Source organism: Sandaracinaceae bacterium, assembly GCA_016706685.1.
Lineage (GTDB): Bacteria > Myxococcota_A > Polyangia > Polyangiales > Houyiibacteriaceae > JADJJE01.
This window is the reverse complement of sequence record JADJJE010000005.1, coordinates 87,709-106,567: the sequence shown is the minus strand read 5'-3', so window position 1 is coordinate 106,567 and position 18,859 is coordinate 87,709. Positions and strand designations below refer to the sequence as shown.

Genomic DNA, 18,859 nt, shown 5'->3' with positions numbered 1-18,859 from the left:
ATCGCATGCGCCCGTGGCGCCGTCACCGGTGCCCATGTCCTCGTTGGGGACGGTGTTGTCTCCGCCGCCGCAGCCGTGCGCCGCCGCGCCCAGCATCACCGACACACACGCGACCGCGACCCAGCTCTTGCGCCACATGCCCCACGACCTCTCTGCCCGCACCCAGCGCCGTAGGCCACCCCGACCGCGCCGAAAAAAATTCGACTAAGCGGCCGATTTGCTGGATCCCCGCGTCTTCCGCAAGAGCGCTGCTGGGGTCCTGTAGGTGAATTCACCCAGGTCGGGTTGGCGAGTGACTTGGGCGTCAGCGCTCGCGCTCGCGCGGCGCGGTTTGCCGACTCACCGTCTGCTCCTCCACGTGCTCCTGGAACGTCGTCGGACCTGGGCCGGCGGCGCTCGGCGCCACCCGCACCCGCGGACCCGCGCTGGCCGGCCGCACGCCCACGGCGTCGATGCGCTCGGCGATTTTGCGCGCCGCGGCCTCGATGAGCGCCGCCGCTCCGGCCTCCACGGCCTTTGGCAGCTGGCGCTCGCGCTTCTGCCAGTCGCGCTTCTTCCACTCCTTCTGCAGCTGCTTGCGGGCCAGCTTGTCGAGGTCGGCTTCGTCCGCGAAGAACGCGCGCCGCCCACGGAAGGTCAGCACCATGCCCCACACGGCGGCCACGTACGGCACCCACCAGCCGGGGCCCTGCACGTAGTCGATGACCCCGAGGAAGCTGGTGGCGATGGTGGCGTTGCCCACCGCCGCATAGAACCCGCGCTTGCGCTCGCCCACGATGCTGGCCCGGCGCCGATCCACTTCGCGCTCGCGCTCGATGAGCTCGATGGCGCCGTCCAGGTCCGTGAGCGGGATGCCCACCTCGGCGGCGACCTCCGCCAGCTCTTCGCGGGTGAGCCCCTCCACCGCCTCGGCGCGCTGGAGCGCGACCCTCAGGATGGCCTCCACCTCGTCGCGGTCGAACGTGCGTGTGCTCACCGGACGAGTATTGGGCCAAGCGGCGCGCGCGTCGAGAGCGGGGCTGGTTGCCCCCCGGACCACCCGCACGCTAGAAGACCCCACGCGATGGGCTACTGGACGTACTACCTGTTGATGATGGCGCTCTGGTACCTGGTGGGGCACCCCTTCATCCTGGCCGGGGTGGTGGTGCTCTTCCTGCTGCGCGGGTTCATTCCAGACCCCTACGTGTTCATGCGCACGGCCGGTCGCATGCGTGCCCTGCAGGCGCAGATCGCGGCCAACCCCGCCAACGTCACGGCGCGCCGGGACCTCGCGCGCGTCTACCTCGAGCGCTCACGCCCCAAGCGCGCGCTCGAGCTGCTCACCGAGGCGCGCAAGCGGCACCCCAACGACGCCGAGCTGCTGTTCCTCACGGGCCTCGCGCAGGCGCGCACGCGCGCCCACGAGCCGGCCTTGGAGTCGTTGATCCAAGCGGTGGGCATCGACCCCCGCGTGGGCTTCGGCGAGCCCTACCGTGTGGCCGGCGACGTGCTCATGAAGCTCGAGCGCTACGCCGACGCCGAGGACGCCTTCGAGCACTACGTGGAGACCAACAGCTCGGCCATCGACGGCTGGTACAAGCTGTGGCGCGCGCGTCAGAAGCAGGGCAAGGCCGACACCGCGAAGCAAGCCCTCGATGAGCTGCGCAGCACGTGGCGCACGCTCCCCAGCTACCTCCGGCGCAAGCAGTGGACCTGGCGCCTCCGCAGCCTCTTCGCAGGGTGACGCCGTGGCTGCCGTCTACAGCGTGGCGCGTCGCTTCTTCCGCCGGGCCGCGGGCCTCTACTTCGTGGACGTGCAGGAGGAAGGCGAGGCCCACGTCCCGCGCACGGGCCCGGTGGTGTTCGCCGCCAACCACCCCAACTCGCTCATGGACACCGTGCTGCTGGGCTCGCGCGTGCCCCGCAACATCCACTACCTGGCGCGCAGCGGGCTGTTCGCGCACCCGCTCGCGGCGGCCGCCTTCCGCGCCGCCGGCGTGATCCCGGTGCAGCGCGCACAAGACGCGGTGGAGGGTCCCGGTGCGGGCCCCAAGGCCGACAACGACGCGGCCTTCGAGGCCGCCTTCGAGGCGCTGGCCGCGGGCAGGGCGGTGGGCATCTTCCCCGAGGGCCAGAACGCGCCCACGCGGCACGTGCGCGCCATCAAGACCGGCGTGGCGCGCATCGCGCTCGGCGCCGAGGCCAAGCACGGCTTCGCGCTGGGCGTGGTGGTGGTGCCGGTGGGCCTCAACTACGTGGAGCGTGAGCGCTTCCACACGGCGGCGCTGGTGCGCTTCGGCGCGCCCATCCCGGTGGCTCGCTACCGCGAGCAGTTCCAGGCCGACCCACGCGCCGCAGTGCGCGCGCTCACCGACGACGTACAAGCCGCCATGCGCGCCGTGGCCGTGCACGTGCCGGACGAGGCGCAGATCGACCTCGCCGAAGACCTCCATGCGCTCTACGGTGCCCAGCTGCGCGACGACGTGCTGGGCAGCATGCCCGACCTGCGCATGCCCCAAGAGAAGCTGCTGGACCACGCCACCGGGCGCCCCTCGCGGGCCGAGCAGCTGAGCGACCGCTTCCTGGCCGAGCAGCTCATCGCCAACGCCTTCGATTGGTTCCTGCGCACCGAGCCCGCGCGCGCCAAGGCGCTCCAGAAGCGCGTGAACGAGCACGAGCGCCACCTGGGCCAGCTGCGCCTGCGCGGTGACTTCGCGGAGCTCCCGGGCAAGCGCCTCTCCACCCGGGCCGAGCTGCTCAAGCTCACGCTCTACGCCATCTTCATGGCGCCCGTCGCAGCCTACGGCCTGTTCCACAACTTCGTCCCATATCGCCTCACCCGCGTGGCTGCGCGTCGCGCCCCCGACGAGCCCATCCAGGCCATCACCGCCCTCGGCTCCGGCGTGCTCACCTTCGGCGCCACGTATGCGCTCTTCGGCTGGCTCGCCTGGCACGGCAGCGCCTCCCTGCTGGGCGCCATGCTCTACGTGCTCACGCTGCCCTTCGCGGGCTTCTGGTTCTTCCGCTACCGCCGCCGCCTGGGTGTGCACGCGCAGCGCATCGTGGCCCGCACGCTGTTCCGCACGCGGCCCGAGCTGTACCGGGGCCTGGTGCTCGAGCGCGAGCAGCTGCTGGTGGAGCTGGACGCGGTGCGGGCGGGGTACTCGCGGAGCTCGGAGGTCCGTGGCGACTCCGGTGGGGATCCGCCTTCATCGTTGTCGTGATCGTTGACGGCGACGGCGACGGCGACGGCGTCCCTCAGCGGCAGAGGTAGCGGCAGGCACATTCGTCGCCGTCGCCGTCGCCGACAACGCCCACGCCCACGCCCACGCCCACGAGGAGCAAACTCCCTGGCAGCCGTCGTGGTCGCCTTCACGACCCCGTCGCTGCCGCCAACAGTCGCTTCCCGATCACCCGCTTCGCCGCGTGCACCCCGCGGTGGAACAGCGCCAGCGCCTTGATCGCCGGCTCCAGCTTCGCGCTGACCTGGTACTGCGTCACCTCGAACACCACGCCGTCCGGCCCCGTGAAGTACACATACCGCACGGGCGACCCGCCGCGTGGCGCCGAGTGCGGCGTGATCCCAGCGCGCTCCAGCTTGGGGAGCAGCTCGTCCAGGCTGGCCACGTTCAGCCCGATGTGCGCCACGCCGAAGCCAACCTGCAGGGCTCCGTCGCCCACGGCGGGCGGCTCGCGCGGTGTGATTCCGGGCGGGAACGCAGAGACGGCCATGAACTGCCCGCCCAACAGAAGGATGTGGTTGAAGCCCACTTCCTTCGGGATCTTGCCCACCTCTTCGGCGCCCAGCACGGCGGTGTAGAAGTGCAGCGAGCGCGGCAAGTCTTGCGCATAGATATGGACATGGTCGAAGGTGGCGCCCATGGGCATGACGTACCACGCCCGCTTACGGACAGGACGAGACCATGTTGAATGAGCTTCGCTTTGGGTTGCTGGGCTGCGCGCTCGGCTTGCTGATCACGGTGTCGGGCTGCGGCAGCAGCGGCGATGGCCCGGTGGATATGGGCAGCGGGGTGGACGCCAACACCACCGCCGACAACGGCACAACGCAGGACGGCAGCACCACGCAGGACGGCAGCACCACCGACAACGGCACGGCGGACAACGGCACGGACGACCAGGGCACCGACGCCGGTCAGTGCATCGCGCGCTTCAACAACTGCGCGGCGGCGCCCACCACGTGTTGCGCCGGGCTGCTGTGCGACAGCGAGCTCGACATCTGCGTGACCGACACCAACCTCCCGGACGGTGGCATGTGCAGTGGCGAGTTCGACCCCTGCGTACCGGCCAGCTCCACCTGCTGCGCCGACTTGGTGTGCACCACCGTGGCGGGAAATAGCGTGTGCGCGCCGGACTTCACCGCGGACTCCGGCATGTGCGTCTCGGGCAACCAGATCTGCGACACCACGGCCGACGCCTGCTGCGAAGGCACCACGTGCGTGGCCCTGATCGGCACCAACGGCCGCTGCCAAGGAAATGCTCGGTGACGGCGGCACGTGCGTGGCCAGCGGCGAGTTCTGCGCGCCGGGCGGTCAGATTGGCGGCACCTGCTGCTCGGGCACCTGCACGCCCAACCCGCAGTTCCCGCAGATTGGCACCTGCGACTGATGCGGCCCGGCTTGCCATCCCGCGAGCCGTGAACTAGAACGTGTTCTACCTGAGCGCGGCGCCCTGTGGCGGGTGCCCGCTCGCGACGCTTCGCTCGGTAGAACGCATGCACCTCGACTACACCCCTTCTCAGCGCGCCCTGCGAGACGAGCTCCGCGCGTACCTGTCTGGCCTCATCACCCCCGAGCTCGTGGCCGAGCTGGACGTGAACGAAGGCGGCGGCCCGCTCTATCACCAAGCCGTCCAGCAGCTGGGCAGCGACGGCTGGCTGGGCATCGGCTGGCCCAAGGAGCACGGTGGGCAAGAGCGGGGCCCCATCGAGCAGTTCATCTTCTTCGACGAGGTGCAGCGCGCGGGCTTTCCGGTGCCCATCCTCACGCTGAACACGGTGGGCCCCACGCTGCTGAAGTTCGGCACGCCGGAGCAAATCGCGGAGTACGCGCCGCGCATCCTGGCCGGCAAGTGCCACTTCTCCATCGGCTACACGGAGCCCAACTCGGGCACGGACCTCGCGTCGCTCAAGACCACCGCCACACGCGACGGCGACGAGTGGGTCATCAACGGCCAGAAGATCTGGACGAGCCTGGCCGACCACGCCGACTACATCTGGCTGGCCGCGCGCACCAACCCGGACCCCGCCGCGCCGCCGCACAAGGCCATCAGCATGTTCATCGTGCCCACCACCGCGAAGGGCTTCAGCTTCACGCCCATCCACGCGCTGGGCGAGAACAACGTGCACGCCACCTACTACGACAACGTGCGCATCCCCGCGGGCAACCTCGTGGACCGCGAGGGTGGCGGCTGGAAGCTCATCACCAGCCAGCTCAACCACGAGCGCGTGGCCCTGTGCGCCGTGGGTCCCCTCGAGCGCATCCTCACCGAGACCATCGCGTGGGCCAAGGAGACGCCCAACGGGCAGGGCGGCATGCTCATCGATCTCCCCTTCGTGCGCAGCAACCTGGCGCGCGTGCACGCCAAGCTGGACACGCTCAAGCTGCTCAACTGGCGGCAGGCCTTCAACATCGCCAACGACACGCTGGCTCCGGCCGACGCATCGGCCATCAAGGTGTACGGCAGTGAGTTCTACGTGGAGGGCTCGCGCCTGCTCATGGAGGTGCACGGCGCCGCGGGCTGCCTCCACCACAGCAGCGCGGGCGCCATCCTGCGCGGCCGCCTCGAGAAGTTCTACCGCATGAGCCTGGTGCTCACCTTCGGCGGCGGCACCAACGAGATCCAGCGCGACATCATCGCCCAGTTCGGGCTTCAACTTCCCACGGCCGGGCGCCGAGGCTGAGAGCAGGAGAGCGCCATGAAGTTCCAACTGAGCGACGACCAGCAGAGCATCGCCGAGGGGTTGAAGCAGATCCTCTCCGGCATCGTCACCGATGACTCCCTCAAGGCTCTGAAGAAAGAGGGCGGCTGGTTCCACGAGCGCGCGTGGCAGGCCCTGGCCGAGGCCGACATGCTGGGCCTCGCCATCCCCGAAGCGCAGGGCGGCTCGGGCTTCGGCATGCTGGAGCTGTGCCTGCTGCTCGAGCAGGTGGGCCGCACCGTGGCGCCCGTCCCGGCCCTCGAGACGCTGGTGAGCGCGGCCCTGGCCATCGCCCGCTTCGGCACGGACGCCCAGAAGGCCCGCTTCCTGCCCGGCGTCGCCAACGGCTCGGTCATCCTCACGGCGGCGCTGGTGGACGGCGGCTCGCGTGACCCGTTCGTGCCCGCGGCCACGGCCGTGAAGGACGGGCAGGGCTACCGCGTGACCGGCAGCTTCACCAACGTGGCCTTCCTCGACCAGGCGCAGCGCGTGCTGCTGGCGGCCAAGACCGACGGCGGCGTGATCGTGGGCCTCTTGGACCCGAAGGCCGCCGGCGTACAGGTGGCGGCGCAGCGCGGCACCAACACCGAGCCCCTCGCGCAGCTCACCCTCACGGGCGCGCTCATCGCGGCCGACGACGTGCTGGGTGACGCGCAGTCCGGCGTCAGCATCCTGAGCTTCGCCGTGCAGCGCACGCTGGTGGGCATGGCCGCGCTCCAGTACGGCGTGGCCCGCCAGGCCCTGATCATGAGCGCCAAGTACGCCACCGAGCGCAAGCAGTTCGGCATGCCCATCGGCATGTTCCAGGCCGTGAAGCAGCGCCTGGGCGACGCGTTCATCGACGTGCAGTGCATGGAGGTCACCATGCTGCAGGCCGCCTTCAAGCTGGACGCCGAGCGCGACGCCGCAGCCGACATCCTCACCGCCAAGTTCTGGGCCGCCGATGGAGGCCAGCGCGTGCTCTTCGCCGCCCAGCACATCCACGGCGGCATGGGCTTCGACCGCGATTACCCGCTCTTCCGCTACTTCCTCAAGGGGAAGCACCTGGAGTTCACGCTGGGCGGGGCCAACGAGACGCTGGAGCGTCTGGGGCTGCTGCTGGCCGCGAGCTGAGCGGAGCTGCGCCTCGTCGGGGCAAGTGCGTGCGGGCGCGGACGTTTGACAATCCCGCCCACGCTCACGATGCTTGTCTCGTGCACCGCGTTGTAGAAGCCGAACCCACGCTGGACGACCTCAAGGCGCTCAAGCTCGCCGAGCAGGAGGAGGTTCGACAGCGCTTCGAGCGTGGAGAGCTGGTCGAGATCGAGTCGGCTGGGATCTTCGTGGGCTTGCCGCGACCGAAGCTGGTGAGCGAGCCCAGTTGGTAGGTCCTGTGGTGGACGACGGGGACTGGGAGCCTCTACTTCGGGCTGCCGAGGGGCTTCCGGTGGTTCTCGTCGGCGGTCAAGCGGTGCTGGCCTGGGCGCGTCACTATGGTTTGCCGAACGTAGCGACCACTGCCGACCTGGACTAGCATGCGGAGGATCGGCGCGCAGTCCAGCAGTATGCCGAGCGGCTGAACGGCAGTCCGATCGTGAAGGTCGCCGAGGGGGACTTTCATCTCGCCATGGTGCGCGCTGCCGACCGCCGCGGAGTGGAGCGCACCATCGACTTCCTGGCCACCATCTTCGGGGTCGCCAGCAACGAAGGGGTTGCTGCCAAGGCGATGACCATGGATGTCGCGGGGGCGAACATTCAAGTGCTGAATCCCGTTCACCTCCTCTGCTCCAAGGTCGCCAATCTGAGCCTTCCTGGCCGTGGCGGACCGATGGATGTGGAGCAGGCTCGGGTTGCCGTGCGCGTTCTCTCCAGCTTCGCAGAGGCAGTCGCGAAGAGTGACACTCGAAGGGGACGAGCCATCGCGAAGCGGGTCCTGCAGCTGGCCAAGAGTCCGGCTGGTTGGGTGGCCCGAGAGCGCTATGGCGTTGACGCGTTCGAGTCGATTCAGGCGTGGGAGTGCATGGACCGTGACTTCCGTGAGAACTACTTCCCCCGGGTCCGCGGGAAGCTCGATGCAGAGTTTGCCCGGAGGCAGGTGCACCAAGGCCGCCATCGAGACTAGGGTCGGCCGTGAAGCAGCGCCTGGGCGACGCGTTCATCGACATGCAGCGCATGGAGGTCAGCATGCCGCAGGCCGCCTTCAAGCTGGACGCCGAGCGCGACGCCGCCGCCGACATCCTCACCGCCAAGTTCTGGGCCGCCGACGGAGGCCAGCGCGTGCTCTTCGCCGCCCAGCACATCCACGGCGGCATGGGCTTCGACCGCGACTACCCGCTCTTCCGGTACTTCCTGAAGGGCAAGCACCTGGAGTTCACGCTGGGCGGCGCGAACGAGACGCTGGAGCGGCTGGGGCTGCTGCTGGCCGCGAGCTGACGCCCGCTGCTGGGGCACTCCCACGCCCCGCCCCTTGCGGCCGGGTGAATCGTGAACATTCTGCTGGCTTCGTGTGTTCACGAAGTCGGCGAGCACGTTTGCGCGCCGAGTGACCTGGAGGCCCCGCATGTCCCGCACCGCAGAGAGCTCCGACACGCACAGCACGCTGCTGGGCTACATCCTCTGGATCTTCGGGTTCCTGGGCGCGCACCGCTTCTACTTCGGCAAGAAGCTCACGGGCACCCTCTACTTCTTCACGCTGGGCCTGCTGGGTATCGGCTGGCTGATCGACCTCTTCCTCATCCCCGGCATGGCCCGCAGCGCGCGGCAGAAGTATGCCGACGGCCCCGTCGACTACGACATCAGCTGGCTGCTCCTCACCTTCCTGGGCGCCTTCGGCATCCACCGCTTCTACCGCGGCGCGTGGCTCACGGGGCTGCTGTACCTCTGCACCGGCGGGTTGTTGTTCGCGGGCGTCGTGTGGGACTTCTGGTTCCTCAACGAGCAGTGCAGCGCGCGGAACATGGAGCTGGCCCGACCGGCGCCGCGAGTGGAGCGACCGGTCACGTTCTAGAATCGTGGAGAAGCTCGCTCGAGCGCGCCCCGCAGGTCTGCGCGCGCCCTCGACCCCGAGCTGCGCGCGCTTTCCGGCGCCGTCTTCGCAGCGCCGTCGCCGCCACCAACAGCAGCACGCCCCGCGCATCGCCAGGGCCCTCCGCGAGACCCGCGGCGCACCCCTGACCTCGCAACGTTCCGGTCCCCGCGTCCGTTCGTGCGGCGTCTGCGGCGCTTCCCGTGTCCATCATCGTGGCTGCGTCACGCGCCATCCCCGCGTCCCCCACGCTTCCCGCGTCCGGCGCTCCGGTCCCCATGTCGCGGATCCCACCGTCCACGCCCGTGCACGTGGTCCCGCGGCACACGTCCAGCACACCGTCCGCATTGCAGTCCAGCCACGGGCGCAGCGCGATCTCGCACACGTCGAGCAGCGCGTCGTCGTCGCAGTCGCGCGCCGGCTGCGCCTCCACGTCGCACACGTCCGGCACGCCGTTCTCGTCGCAGTCGGTCACGAAGTGCGAGCGGATCTCGCACGAGTCCGGCACCCCGTTGCCGTTGCAGTCCGGCACCGCACCCGTCTCCACGTCGCACGAGTCCGGGCTGCCGTTCTCGTCGCAGTCCACGGCGCACGCGTCGGCCTCACCGTCGCCATTGCAGTCGCGCGGCGTGGCCGGCACGACCGACGGCGGGCTGGGAAAGGGCAGGTCGGGCTCGGTCACGAGCACCTCTTGGTTCAGCGCCACGCCCTCCATAGTGACCTCGTGCCCGCCCAAGAAGCGCACGTGGACGCGCGCCGTGCGCGTGGCGGGGCTGGTGCCCAGACCGAAGTGCGCCACGCGCTCGGACTGCCCCAAGAAGTGCGACACGGACGCGATCTCGGCCACGCGCTCGCGCCCATCCACGGTCACGCGCACCACGGCGCCCAAGGCGTCGCGGTTGCCCCGCGTGCCCCGCGCCCGCACGCGCAGGTACTCGCCCAGCGCCACGCCGCCGTCGTTGCGGTAGAGCAGCGGCGTGCGCCCGTTGCGCACGATGACGATGTCCTGGTCGCCGTCCACGTCGTAGTCCAGCACGGCCAGCCCCATGCCCGGCTCGGTGTCCAGCAGGCCCACGTCTTGGGCAATCTCTTCGAACGTGGCGTCTCCCTGGTTCTGCCAGTAGCGAATAGGGTCCACCGCCGACGAGGGTGAGGGCAGGCCCGTGACCATGGCCATGTCTTGGTCGCCGTCGTGGTCGCCGTCCAGCGCCGCCACGCCCCAGCCCCAGCCGCCAAAGCGCACCTGGCCTGCGTCGGTCGCGTCCAGGAAGCGGCGCTCTCCCGCATAGAGATACAGCCGGTGGCCCCCCGTGGGGTTGCTGCGCTCGGGCGTGATGGCGCTCACGAACAAGTCCAGCCGCCCGTCGCCGTCGAAGTCCGCCACGGTGGAGCCCATGCCGTTGAACTCCGTGGCCACGCCCGACGTGCGCGTGTGGTCGGTGAACTCCCCGCCCGGCCCGCCGAAGAACAGGCGCGAGGTGCGCGCGTCCGACGTGACCAGTAGGTCCGGCCAGCCGTCCTCGTCGAAGTCCGTGAAGCCCGCCCCGAACGACCACGCGAACGGGTTGTCGGCGCGCTCGAGCGTGACCCCGGCGCGCTCCGTCACGTCGGTGAACGCGATGCCGCCAGCGCCCGTGTTCTGGTAGAGCCGCGCGTGCGAGCGCCCGCAAGCGGTCGGGCCAATCCACTCGGTGGCGAACACGTCCACGCTCCCATCGCGGTCGAAGTCGCCCAGGCCCAGCCCGAACCCCGAGCGCAAGAGCAACGCCGACCCCGCGCGCAGCCCCGCGCTACCTGGAACGTCCACCCATGGCTCGGGCCAGCGGTTCTCGAACACGCGGTGGTGGCCCCAGCCGAGCACCGTGATGATGACGTCCGGGTCGCCGTCGTTGTCGAGATCGGCCAGCGCCACACCGTTGGCCCCTGGGACCACCCCGAAGCCGTGGTCGGCTGTGTGGTCCACGAAGGTCCCATCGTGTGCGTTGATGTAGACCAAGGTAGTGGCATTGGGGCGCGTGAAGACCAAATCGGGGTATCCGTCGCCGTTCAGATCGCCCACCGCGACCCCGCCCGTGAACACCCCCAGGCAGCTGAGCAGGCCTCCCGAGCAGTCTCCTTCCCAGAGCCCCACCCGCTGCGGGAGCACCAATCCAGCGGATTGGGCCACTTCCACGAAGGGCTGCCCCAGCGCTGGCAAGGCCACCGAGCCCGCCACCAGGGCCAGCGCCGCAAGCGTGGGAATATATTTGGATCGTTGCACTGGATCTACGCGCCGGGACTCTGATACAACTATACCCGGTGCAGCCTGAGCCGCACCCTTACTGACCTGGCACTAGGATCGTGGAGATTCACATGGACCGTGTGGTTCGGCTTTCTTTTATCTTCCTGATGGGGCTCGCAACGACGGGCTGCAACGGATTCGACCTCTCCGGATGTCTCGACGGCTGTCTCGACGACTGCCTCGCGGACTGCGACAGCTGCGGCGCGTGTGACTGCGCCTGCGACTGCGAGGGTTGCGCCATCCTGCCCATCCCAGGCGGTTTCCCCGTCTCCGAGCGCATCCCCAACGCCACGCAGGTGCGCCTCTCGCCCGACGGCATCCAGTTCATCGAGACCAACGCGGAGGCCCTCGTGGCGCCGCTCCTCGCTGACCTGCTCGGGCCCGGCTCCAGCATGGACGACATCCGCATCTCCATCCCGCCCATCCAGGCCCCGTTGTTCGACGCCACCGTCCTCAACGGCTTCGTCGGCGTCTGCATGGCGCCCAACGCGCTGCGCAGCATCTCGGCCACCTCCGGCGCCGTCAGCAGCGCCTCGGCCACCAGCTCGGCGTTCACCGTCCCGGTCGCCACCGTCGCCATCGCCACCGCGTCGTCGGGGCCCATCGCCCGTGACGTTCAGATTCAGATTCAAGACGGCAACGGCAACTGGTCCAACGTCTGCAACGTGGGCAGCGACTTCCTCATCGGAAGCTTCAACGAGCCCACCTGCGGCGCCAACCTCGTCCCCGGTCGCAACTACCGCCTGCGCACGTCCGTGGGCTGGCCGGTCTCCACCGTCAACGCCAACCTCTACATCGGCGACAACAACAACTGCCAGATCAGCCTCGACCTGCGCAACCTCGACATCTCCGCGGTGGACATGACTCCGGACCGCCTGCGCGTCGACGTGGGCATCCACGCGCGCTCGGTGAACGCGGCCGGCACGGTCACCCCGTTCCCCGTCCGTGGCTTCGGCATCGTGCCCAACTGCACCATCGGCATCAACACCACCAACGGGTCCACCCCCACCATCGACTTCCGCGCCGAGATCGCCATCACGGAGCAGACCACCGGCGCGCGCGCCGGCTACGGTAAGTTCGAGCTGCTGACGGCACGCTTCGTGGGTCAGGGCCTCCAGCAGGAGGACATGGCCATCGGCTGCAGCGGCCTCGTCGGGTCGGTCATCAGCCTGTTCCAGGGCGTCATCTACGGCACCATCGAGATGACGGTCGAAGGCCTCATCAACGAGGGTGACCTCATCCAGCAGTTCGCTCAGCTGCCGCAGCCCGCGCTGGCGGACCCGACGAACAACAACGCCCTCACGCTCTGCCCGGCCGGCAGCGCCGCCCGCGCGTCCGACGGCATCTGCTACCAGGACACCAACAACGACGGCATCAACCAGGCGGGCGAGAGCACCGCGGTGCCCCTCCTGCTCGGCTTCGAGGGTCGCCTCGACATGGGCGGCTTCCTCTCGGCCATCTCGCCCGGCCTGCGTGCGGCGGTGGACATCATCGCCGCCGTGGACGGCGAGGCCCGCGCGGTCAACGTCGTGACCCCCCCCCCTGCGGGCACGCTGGGCTACACCATCGACCTGTTCGGTGGCTTCAACACCCTGCAGGCAAGCAGCTGCATCACGGACCTCGAGAACCCGCCCGCGCTTCCCACCGTCACCGAGGCTGCGGCCTTCCGCGGTGGTGAGGGCGACGCCAACCACTTCTCGCTGGGTCTGTCCGAAGAGGTCATGAACTACGGCGCCTACCAGCTGTGGCGCTCGGGGGCTCTCTGCCTCCAGGTGACCACGCGCCTCGACCAGCTGCTCAGCACCGGTCTCTTCTCGGTGCTCATCGGCTCGCTCAACGACCTGGCCTTCCCGAGCAGCGGCGCCGCCATCGGCATCGCGCTCCGCCCGCAGCAGCCGCCCGTCATCACGCTGGGCGCCGGCACGGAGGAAGACCCCTTCATCACCGTGGCGCTGCCCGAGCTGGCGCTGGACTTCTACGTGTGGAGCACGGAGCGCTACGTGCGGTTCATGACCTTCACCTCCGATGTGGTGGCGCAGGTCAACCTGCCCCTCACCAACGGCGCCATCACCCCGCAGATCGTGCGCGTGTCGCTCGACAACTCGTCGGTCAGCAACAACGAGCTCATCCGCGAGGATCCGGCGCGCGTCACCCGCGCGGTCGAGAGCGTCGTGCCCCTTGCCCTCGGCATGGTCGGCGGCGCCATCCCCACCATCAGCATCAACGACCTGCTCGCCGGCGCGGCCCTGCCCATCGGCATCAACCTGGCCGACGACGCGATTCGCCTCGTGGAGTCGGACGACGAGCGCTTCCTCGGTGTCTTCGTGGACCTCGAGACCGCCAGCCCCACGCCCTTCACGCAGCGCGTCGAGACCGAGGTGGAGCTGGTCACGGTCAACGTGCCCGACTCCAGCATCTTCCACATCGACACGCTCGGTGTGGGTGAGCGGCCCTCCATCGAGATCGCCATCAACGCGGCCGGCCCGGACGGCGTGGAGTACGAGTATCAGCATCGCGTGGACGGCCAGATCTGGAGCGAGTGGACCCGCAGCCCGTACGCGGTCATCTCGCACGACTCCTTCCTGCTCCAGGGTCGTCACTCGGTGGACGCCCGCGCTCGCGTCGTGGGTGGCACCGGCTCCACGGACCTCACCCCCGCGCGCGCCGAGTTCCTCATCGACGTGCTCTCGCCGCGGGTGGAGACCGTCATCACGCAGGACGGCACCGTGCTGCGCGCGGCAGACGCCGTCAGCTACGCCGAGGCTCTCGAGTTCCGTTACCGTGAGCTGGGCGCCACCGAGTGGTCCTCCTGGTCCACGCTCGGCACCCCGGAGCGCCTGGTGGCCGACGCCGCGGGCCAGTTCGAGTTCGAGGTTCGTGACGAGGCCGGCAACGTCGGCAGCAACACCGAGTCGCTTCGTGGCCTCCCGCCCCCCAGCGATGGTGGCGGCTGCGGCGACTGCTCCACGGGCGAGAACGACGCGAGTCGTCCGCTCTACGGCCTGCTCTCGCTGCTGGCCCTGGGCCTGATGCTCCGCCGCAAGCGCGAGGGCTGAGCCCGGCAGGCCCCTCTCGAGGGGCACCCAAACGAGCAACGGCGGCCGCGAGGTCGCCGTTTTTCGTTGGTGCCGTGCACGCGGGGAACACCCCGCCATTCCCCGAGTACAATGGGACTCTCCCCTCACCCTGTGGGCTTGCTCATGACACGCATCCGTTCTGTCGCCTCTCGCCTCTCCCGCGCCAGCCTCTTGCTGGGCCTCGCTGCCTTGGTCCCCGGCTGCACCTTCGAGACCATGACGGTGGAGCTCGGCTGGGGGACGTCCGTCACCACCTGCTTCGAGGCCGGGGTCACCAGCATGGACTACACCCTGGTGGACTCGAGCGGCGTGGTCCGCAGCGAGACCAACGTGCCCTGCGGCGACCTCCAGTTCTCCTCGCTCGCCATCGACAACTACGAGCTGGACATCTACGGCTTCGACCGCTTCGGCAACGAGACCTACGCGGCCACCTGCACGGGCATCTTCTTCAACGGAGACGACATCACCCACCGCTGCACCGTGCCCCCCTCGGGCGACCCGCTCCTGGTGGAGGTCCGCTGGGATCTCTCCGAGCTGCCCAACGACTTTCTCCCTGGCACCTGCGCCCAGGCGGGCGTCCGAGACTACGACGTCACGCTCTTCGATGGAGCGACCGTGGTCTCCTCGTCCGTCGAGGCGCTCTGCACCAACGGCTCCCTCGTGTTGGACTTCGGTCCGCAGCCCGCCGGCAACTACACCCTCGAGGTCACCGGCTACGCGGACGACGGCAACGCCTATTGGTTCGGTGACTGCTTGGTGAGCCCGAGCGCGTTCGGGCAGTCGCGCTGCGACGCCCGCGACGACGGGTAGTCATCGGGGCGTCGCGGCGGCAGGGGAGGGCGAGGCGGCTCAGGCGGCGAAGGCCCGTAGGCGCGCCTCGAGGCGGCTGCGGATTTTGTGCTTCTTGCTGTAGACCGTCTTCACCGAGATGTTCATCTCGGCGGCCACGGCTTCGGCGTCGAGCCCGTCCACGTAGTAGAGCTGCACGAAGGTCTGGTCCTTGTCCGAGAACTCGGCCAGGGCCTGGTTCACCAGGGTCCAGCGCTCGGCACGCGCCATGCGCTCCACGGGGCTCTCTTCGTCGCTCTCGAGCTGGTCGGCCTCGCTCAGCTCGCTCATGTACGGGCGGCGCGAGACGCGGCGCAGGTGGTCCCACGCGGTGTTGGTGGCCAGCAGCCCAATCCACGTGCCCAGCTTGTTGCCTAGCTCGGGCTGGAAGGCCCGCAGGCGCCGCATGTCGCGCGTGGTCAGGTTCAGCAGGAACTGCCCGTAGATGTCGTCCAGGTCATCCTGGCAGAGCACCCCGTGGAAGCGGTTGGTGACCTTGTGGATGCACTTGAAGACCAGGCGGTCGTAGCGTCGGTGGAACTCCCGCCAGGCCACCTCGTTGCGATCCAGCAGTCGCGCGAGGAGCTCGCGGTCGGTCCAGTCGGTGGGGGGCAAGAGAGGGGCGGGGGTGTTCTTCATCGTCGTGACTCCTTGGGACGAGGAGGCACTTTGCAGCTGTCGTGCCAGCCGCTTACTTGCTGAAATCACGCAGCTTTCCGGGCGCGTCACGCTTCGAGCGAGGTTGAGGGACAGAAGCGTTACGCGTCACACCGTAACGCTGCCTGTTACGCCTCCGCGCGCACGAGCGGGCCAGCGGCGACCCCGCCACCAGCCTTCACCGCCCACACGAACGGCCCGTGGAACCTTTCGTCGCGCTACGCTGTCCTCTCATCATGCGTCGCGTGACCCACGGCTCTTCCCTGCTGCCTGTCCCTTTCCTGCTCCTCGCGCTGGGGGTCGCAGTGGCCGGCTGCGCTGGCCGGACGCACGGTCCCACCACGCCTGGGGCCGAGCCGGAGGAGACCGAGGACATGGCCGGCCTGCGCATCCGGTCGGGCGAGGGGCCCGGCACCGTCTACTCCGACGAGGACCTCTTCAACCAGGCCCGCGCGCTGGCCCGTGAGGGCAACTGCCCCGACGCCGTTCTGCGCTACGAGCAGCTGGTCACCGAGTTCGCCAACAGCCGGCTGGCTGCTGCCGCGCTCTACAACGCTGCCCTGTGCCTCATGCGCCTCGACGACCACGCCGGCGCCGCCGAGCGCTACGCCCGCCTGGTGCGCGACTACCCCGGGTCGTCGGACGTGCGGGCGGCCCGCTTCCAGCTAGCCCTCCTGTACGAGCGCCTCGCGCAGTGGGACGCGCTCGTGGCCATCGCGGACGAGCTCCTGGCCGACACGGCGCTCGACGTGGACGACCGCGTGGAGGCCCTGGCACGACGCGCCCAGGGCTTGTTCGGCCAGGGCGAGCGTGCGGCCGCGGCGTCCCAGGCGCGCGACACCCTGCGCTACGTCAGCACACGCCGCGAGGGCAGCGAGGTCCGCGGGTTCTACTTCGTGGCGGCCGCCAACTTCGTGCTGGCCGAGACCGTGCGCCTGAACTTCGACGAGGCCCCCATCCCGCCGGGGGACATCGCCACCCAGCGGCGCGCCCTCGACGTGCGAGCGGCCCACCTGCTCGAAGCGCAGCGCCTCTACTTCGACACCATGCGCTGGTCGGAGCCCTTCTGGACCGCCGCGGCGGGCTACCAGATCGGCTCGCTGTACGACCGCTTCTTCCAGTCCATCCTGGCGGCCCCCGTTCCACCCGCCTCCGAGCCGCTCGAGGGGGCGGAGCTGGCGGACTACGAGCAGGCCTACCGCGAGGCCCTCACCCAATACGTGGAGCCCCTGCTCCGCCACTCCATCCGCTACTGGGAGCTCACGCTGCAGATGATCGAGCGGACGGGCGTGGACACCGAGTGGCGTGCCCGCATCGAGGCCGACCTCACGCGCGTGCGTCAGCAGCTGGGCACCCTGCTGGGCCCCTAGCCGGCCCGACTTTGTTCTTGACACTACTGGACGCGCGCCGTACATAACGCGCCCCCGCGAGTCCATGGGGGGGTTCTGGCACCCGTCCACCTGCTGGCGTAGCTCAACTGGTAGAGCACCGGTTTTGTAAACCGGCGGTTGCGGGTTCAAGTCCCATCGTCAGCTCTGTTGAAATCTCAATCATTCCGGAGAGTTGCCCGAGCGGCCAAAGGGAGCAGACTGTAAATCTGCCGGCAATGCCTACGGTGGTTCGAACCCACCACTCTCCACCACGGACCACTCACTCGGGTGGTCCACGTTCTGCGGGTGTAGCTCAGTTGGTAGAGCGTCAGCCTTCCAAGCTGAATGTCGCCGGTTCGAATCCGGTTTCCCGCTCCAAGGCTCCGCAGAGACTCGCTAGCAAGATAGAAGAACGCCCAGGTAGCTCAGTGGTAGAGCACCCCCTTGGTAAGGGGGAGGTCGTGAGTTCAACTCTCATCCTGGGCTCCGCGTTTCAACACCGCGCACGCAGACGCAGACAGGGATCGCAAAGTCATGGGCAAAGAAAAGTTCGTTCGCAACAAGCCGCACATCAACGTTGGGACCATCGGTCACATCGACCATGGCAAGACCACGCTGACGGCGGCGATCACCAAGGTGATGGCCGACAAGCACGGCGGTAACGTGGTCTCGTACCACGACGTGGCGAAGGGCGGCACCGTCCGCGATGCGACCAAGACCGTGACGATCGCGACGAGCCACGTGGAGTACCAGACGGAGACGCGTCACTACGCGCACGTGGACTGCCCGGGTCACGCGGACTACGTGAAGAACATGATCACGGGCGCCGCGCAGATGGACGGCGCCATCCTCGTGGTGTCCGGCGTCGACGGCCCCATGCCCCAGACCAAGGAGCACGTGCTCCTGGCGCGTCAGGTCGGCGTGCCCACCATGGTCGTCTTCCTGAACAAGGTGGACGCGGTGGACGACCCCGACCTGCTCGAGCTGGTCGAGATGGAAGTCCGCGAGCTCCTCAGCAAGTACCAGTACGACGGCGACAACATCCCGATCGTGCGTGGCTCGGCGCTGCTCGCCATCCAGGGCAAGGAGATGGGCGTCAACTCCATCGTCGCGCTCATGGACGCCGTGGACCAGCACATCCCGACGCCCGAGCGCGACGTGGACAAGCCGTTCCTGATGGCCATCGAGGACGTGTTCTCCATCAAGGGCCGCGGCACCGTGGTCACCGGCCGCATCGAGCGCGGCAAGATCCACCCGCAGGACGAGGTCGAGATCCTCGGCTTCGTGGCGCCCCAGAAGACCGTCGTCACCGGCGTCGAGATGTTCCGCAAGCTGCTCGACGAGGGCACGGCCGGCGACAACGTGGGCTGCCTCCTCCGCGGCATCGAGAAGGACGCCGTCTCGCGCGGTCAGGTCCTCGCGAAGCCCGGCACGTCCAAGACGCACACCAAGTTCGAGTGCGAGGTCTACGTCCTGAAGAAGGAGGAGGGCGGCCGCCACAAGCCGTTCCTCGCCAACTACACCCCGCAGTTCTACATGCGGACCATGGACGTCACCGGCAAGATCAGCCTGCCGGAAGAGGTCAAGATGGTGATGCCCGGCGACAACGTGAAGATGACCGTCGAGCTCATCTACCCCGTCGCCATGGAAGAGAAGCAGCGCTTCGCCATCCGCGAGGGCGGTCGCACCGTCGGCGCTGGCGTCGTCGCCACGATTATTGCGTGA

Annotated in this window: 17 protein-coding genes and 4 tRNA genes; 17 read left to right on the top strand and 4 right to left on the bottom strand. The window is 68.9% G+C overall.

The window, feature by feature from the left end; all coding sequences use genetic code 11:
- Positions 1-304 precede the first annotated feature (304 nt).
- Entirely contained in the window at positions 305-976 is a 672-nt protein-coding gene (locus tag IPI43_10055; GenBank protein MBK7774467.1) for a 2TM domain-containing protein, read from the bottom strand.
- A gap of 87 nt (positions 977-1,063) precedes the next feature.
- On the opposite strand from IPI43_10055, the gene IPI43_10050 reads away from it, so the two are divergent.
- Both IPI43_10050 and IPI43_10045 read left to right on the top strand, forming a co-directional pair.
- The gene (locus IPI43_10050; protein MBK7774466.1) at positions 1,064-1,723 is read left to right on the top strand and encodes a tetratricopeptide repeat protein; all 660 of its coding nucleotides are present in this window, start codon (positions 1,064-1,066) and stop codon (positions 1,721-1,723) included.
- Positions 1,724-1,727: 4 nt separating this feature from the next.
- Positions 1,728-3,203 carry a 1-acyl-sn-glycerol-3-phosphate acyltransferase gene (locus IPI43_10045; GenBank protein MBK7774465.1) on the top strand — a complete coding sequence of 492 codons (1,476 nt, stop codon included), beginning with the start codon at positions 1,728-1,730 and terminating at the stop codon, positions 3,201-3,203.
- 148 nt (positions 3,204-3,351) lie between these two features.
- Here IPI43_10045 and IPI43_10040 read toward each other — a convergent pair whose 3' ends face one another.
- Positions 3,352-3,861 (bottom strand): VOC family protein, encoded by a 510-nt coding sequence (locus IPI43_10040; protein ID MBK7774464.1) that lies wholly within the window; start codon positions 3,859-3,861, stop codon positions 3,352-3,354.
- 41 nt (positions 3,862-3,902) lie between these two features.
- Between IPI43_10040 and IPI43_10035 the strand changes: the two genes are divergently transcribed.
- The 7 genes from IPI43_10035 (at position 3,903) to IPI43_10005 (ending at position 8,903) form a co-directional block, all read left to right on the top strand.
- Positions 3,903-4,484: a hypothetical protein gene (locus IPI43_10035; GenBank protein MBK7774463.1), complete on the top strand. Its 582-nt coding sequence runs from the start codon at positions 3,903-3,905 to the stop codon at positions 4,482-4,484.
- Positions 4,485-4,711: 227 nt separating this feature from the next.
- Complete coding sequence (locus tag IPI43_10030; protein ID MBK7774462.1) at positions 4,712-5,899, top strand: acyl-CoA dehydrogenase family protein; 1,188 nt, start codon at positions 4,712-4,714, stop codon at positions 5,897-5,899.
- 15 nt (positions 5,900-5,914) lie between these two features.
- Positions 5,915-7,030, top strand: coding sequence for an acyl-CoA/acyl-ACP dehydrogenase (locus tag IPI43_10025; protein ID MBK7774461.1), 1,116 nt, complete (start codon positions 5,915-5,917; stop codon positions 7,028-7,030).
- 80 nt (positions 7,031-7,110) lie between these two features.
- A complete protein-coding gene (locus IPI43_10020) occupies positions 7,111-7,284 on the top strand; it encodes a hypothetical protein (protein MBK7774460.1) in 174 nt (57 codons plus the stop codon).
- A 206-nt stretch (positions 7,285-7,490) separates the two neighbouring features.
- The gene (locus IPI43_10015) at positions 7,491-8,018 is read left to right on the top strand and encodes a hypothetical protein (protein ID MBK7774459.1); all 528 of its coding nucleotides are present in this window, start codon (positions 7,491-7,493) and stop codon (positions 8,016-8,018) included.
- Between the two features lie 8 nt (positions 8,019-8,026).
- Positions 8,027-8,329 carry an acyl-CoA/acyl-ACP dehydrogenase gene (locus IPI43_10010; GenBank protein MBK7774458.1) on the top strand — a complete coding sequence of 101 codons (303 nt, stop codon included), beginning with the start codon at positions 8,027-8,029 and terminating at the stop codon, positions 8,327-8,329.
- Between the two features lie 127 nt (positions 8,330-8,456).
- Entirely contained in the window at positions 8,457-8,903 is a 447-nt protein-coding gene (locus IPI43_10005; protein MBK7774457.1) for a TM2 domain-containing protein, read from the top strand.
- Here the strand turns inward: IPI43_10005 and IPI43_10000 are convergent.
- The gene (locus IPI43_10000; protein MBK7774456.1) at positions 8,893-11,181 is read right to left on the bottom strand and encodes a CRTAC1 family protein; all 2,289 of its coding nucleotides are present in this window, start codon (positions 11,179-11,181) and stop codon (positions 8,893-8,895) included. The genes IPI43_10005 and IPI43_10000 overlap by 11 nt on opposite strands.
- 128 nt (positions 11,182-11,309) lie before the next feature.
- Here IPI43_10000 and IPI43_09995 point away from each other — a divergent pair, with 128 nt between their 5' ends.
- Both IPI43_09995 and IPI43_09990 read left to right on the top strand, forming a co-directional pair.
- Positions 11,310-14,258, top strand: a complete 2,949-nt coding sequence (locus IPI43_09995; protein ID MBK7774455.1) for a hypothetical protein — start codon at positions 11,310-11,312, stop codon at positions 14,256-14,258.
- 144 nt (positions 14,259-14,402) lie between these two features.
- The gene (locus tag IPI43_09990) at positions 14,403-15,089 is read left to right on the top strand and encodes a hypothetical protein (protein ID MBK7774454.1); all 687 of its coding nucleotides are present in this window, start codon (positions 14,403-14,405) and stop codon (positions 15,087-15,089) included.
- Between the two features lie 39 nt (positions 15,090-15,128).
- Here IPI43_09990 and IPI43_09985 read toward each other — a convergent pair whose 3' ends face one another.
- Positions 15,129-15,746, bottom strand: coding sequence for a sigma-70 family RNA polymerase sigma factor (locus tag IPI43_09985; protein ID MBK7774453.1), 618 nt, complete (start codon positions 15,744-15,746; stop codon positions 15,129-15,131).
- 254 nt (positions 15,747-16,000) lie between these two features.
- Here IPI43_09985 and IPI43_09980 point away from each other — a divergent pair, with 254 nt between their 5' ends.
- The 6 genes from IPI43_09980 to tuf all read left to right on the top strand — a co-directional run bounded on the left by IPI43_09980 (position 16,001) and on the right by tuf (position 18,859).
- Positions 16,001-17,134: a tetratricopeptide repeat protein gene (locus IPI43_09980; GenBank protein MBK7774452.1), complete on the top strand. Its 1,134-nt coding sequence runs from the start codon at positions 16,001-16,003 to the stop codon at positions 17,132-17,134.
- A gap of 92 nt (positions 17,135-17,226) precedes the next feature.
- Positions 17,227-17,299: transfer RNA gene (locus IPI43_09975), tRNA-Thr, on the top strand.
- A 22-nt stretch (positions 17,300-17,321) separates the two neighbouring features.
- Positions 17,322-17,406 (top strand) — tRNA-Tyr (locus IPI43_09970).
- 30 nt (positions 17,407-17,436) lie between these two features.
- Positions 17,437-17,512, top strand: a tRNA-Gly gene (locus IPI43_09965).
- Positions 17,513-17,548: 36 nt separating this feature from the next.
- Positions 17,549-17,620 (top strand) — tRNA-Thr (locus tag IPI43_09960).
- A gap of 48 nt (positions 17,621-17,668) precedes the next feature.
- Positions 17,669-18,859: an elongation factor Tu gene (gene tuf / locus IPI43_09955; GenBank protein MBK7774451.1), complete on the top strand. Its 1,191-nt coding sequence runs from the start codon at positions 17,669-17,671 to the stop codon at positions 18,857-18,859.

Coding starts and splice junctions, on each gene's coding strand:
- tuf (MBK7774451.1), top strand. CDS start 17,669: ATGGGCAAAGAAAAGTTCGTTCGCAACAAGCCGCACATCAACGTTGGG.
- IPI43_10040 (MBK7774464.1), bottom strand. CDS start 3,861: ATGGGCGCCACCTTCGACCATGTCCATATCTATGCGCAAGACTTGCCG.
- IPI43_10050 (MBK7774466.1), top strand. CDS start 1,064: ATGGGCTACTGGACGTACTACCTGTTGATGATGGCGCTCTGGTACCTG.
- IPI43_09990 (MBK7774454.1), top strand. CDS start 14,403: ATGACACGCATCCGTTCTGTCGCCTCTCGCCTCTCCCGCGCCAGCCTC.
- IPI43_10035 (MBK7774463.1), top strand. CDS start 3,903: ATGTTGAATGAGCTTCGCTTTGGGTTGCTGGGCTGCGCGCTCGGCTTG.
- IPI43_09995 (MBK7774455.1), top strand. CDS start 11,310: ATGGGGCTCGCAACGACGGGCTGCAACGGATTCGACCTCTCCGGATGT.
- IPI43_10025 (MBK7774461.1), top strand. CDS start 5,915: ATGAAGTTCCAACTGAGCGACGACCAGCAGAGCATCGCCGAGGGGTTG.
- IPI43_09985 (MBK7774453.1), bottom strand. CDS start 15,746: ATGAAGAACACCCCCGCCCCTCTCTTGCCCCCCACCGACTGGACCGAC.
- IPI43_10005 (MBK7774457.1), top strand. CDS start 8,457: ATGTCCCGCACCGCAGAGAGCTCCGACACGCACAGCACGCTGCTGGGC.
- IPI43_10030 (MBK7774462.1), top strand. CDS start 4,712: ATGCACCTCGACTACACCCCTTCTCAGCGCGCCCTGCGAGACGAGCTC.
- IPI43_09980 (MBK7774452.1), top strand. CDS start 16,001: ATGCGTCGCGTGACCCACGGCTCTTCCCTGCTGCCTGTCCCTTTCCTG.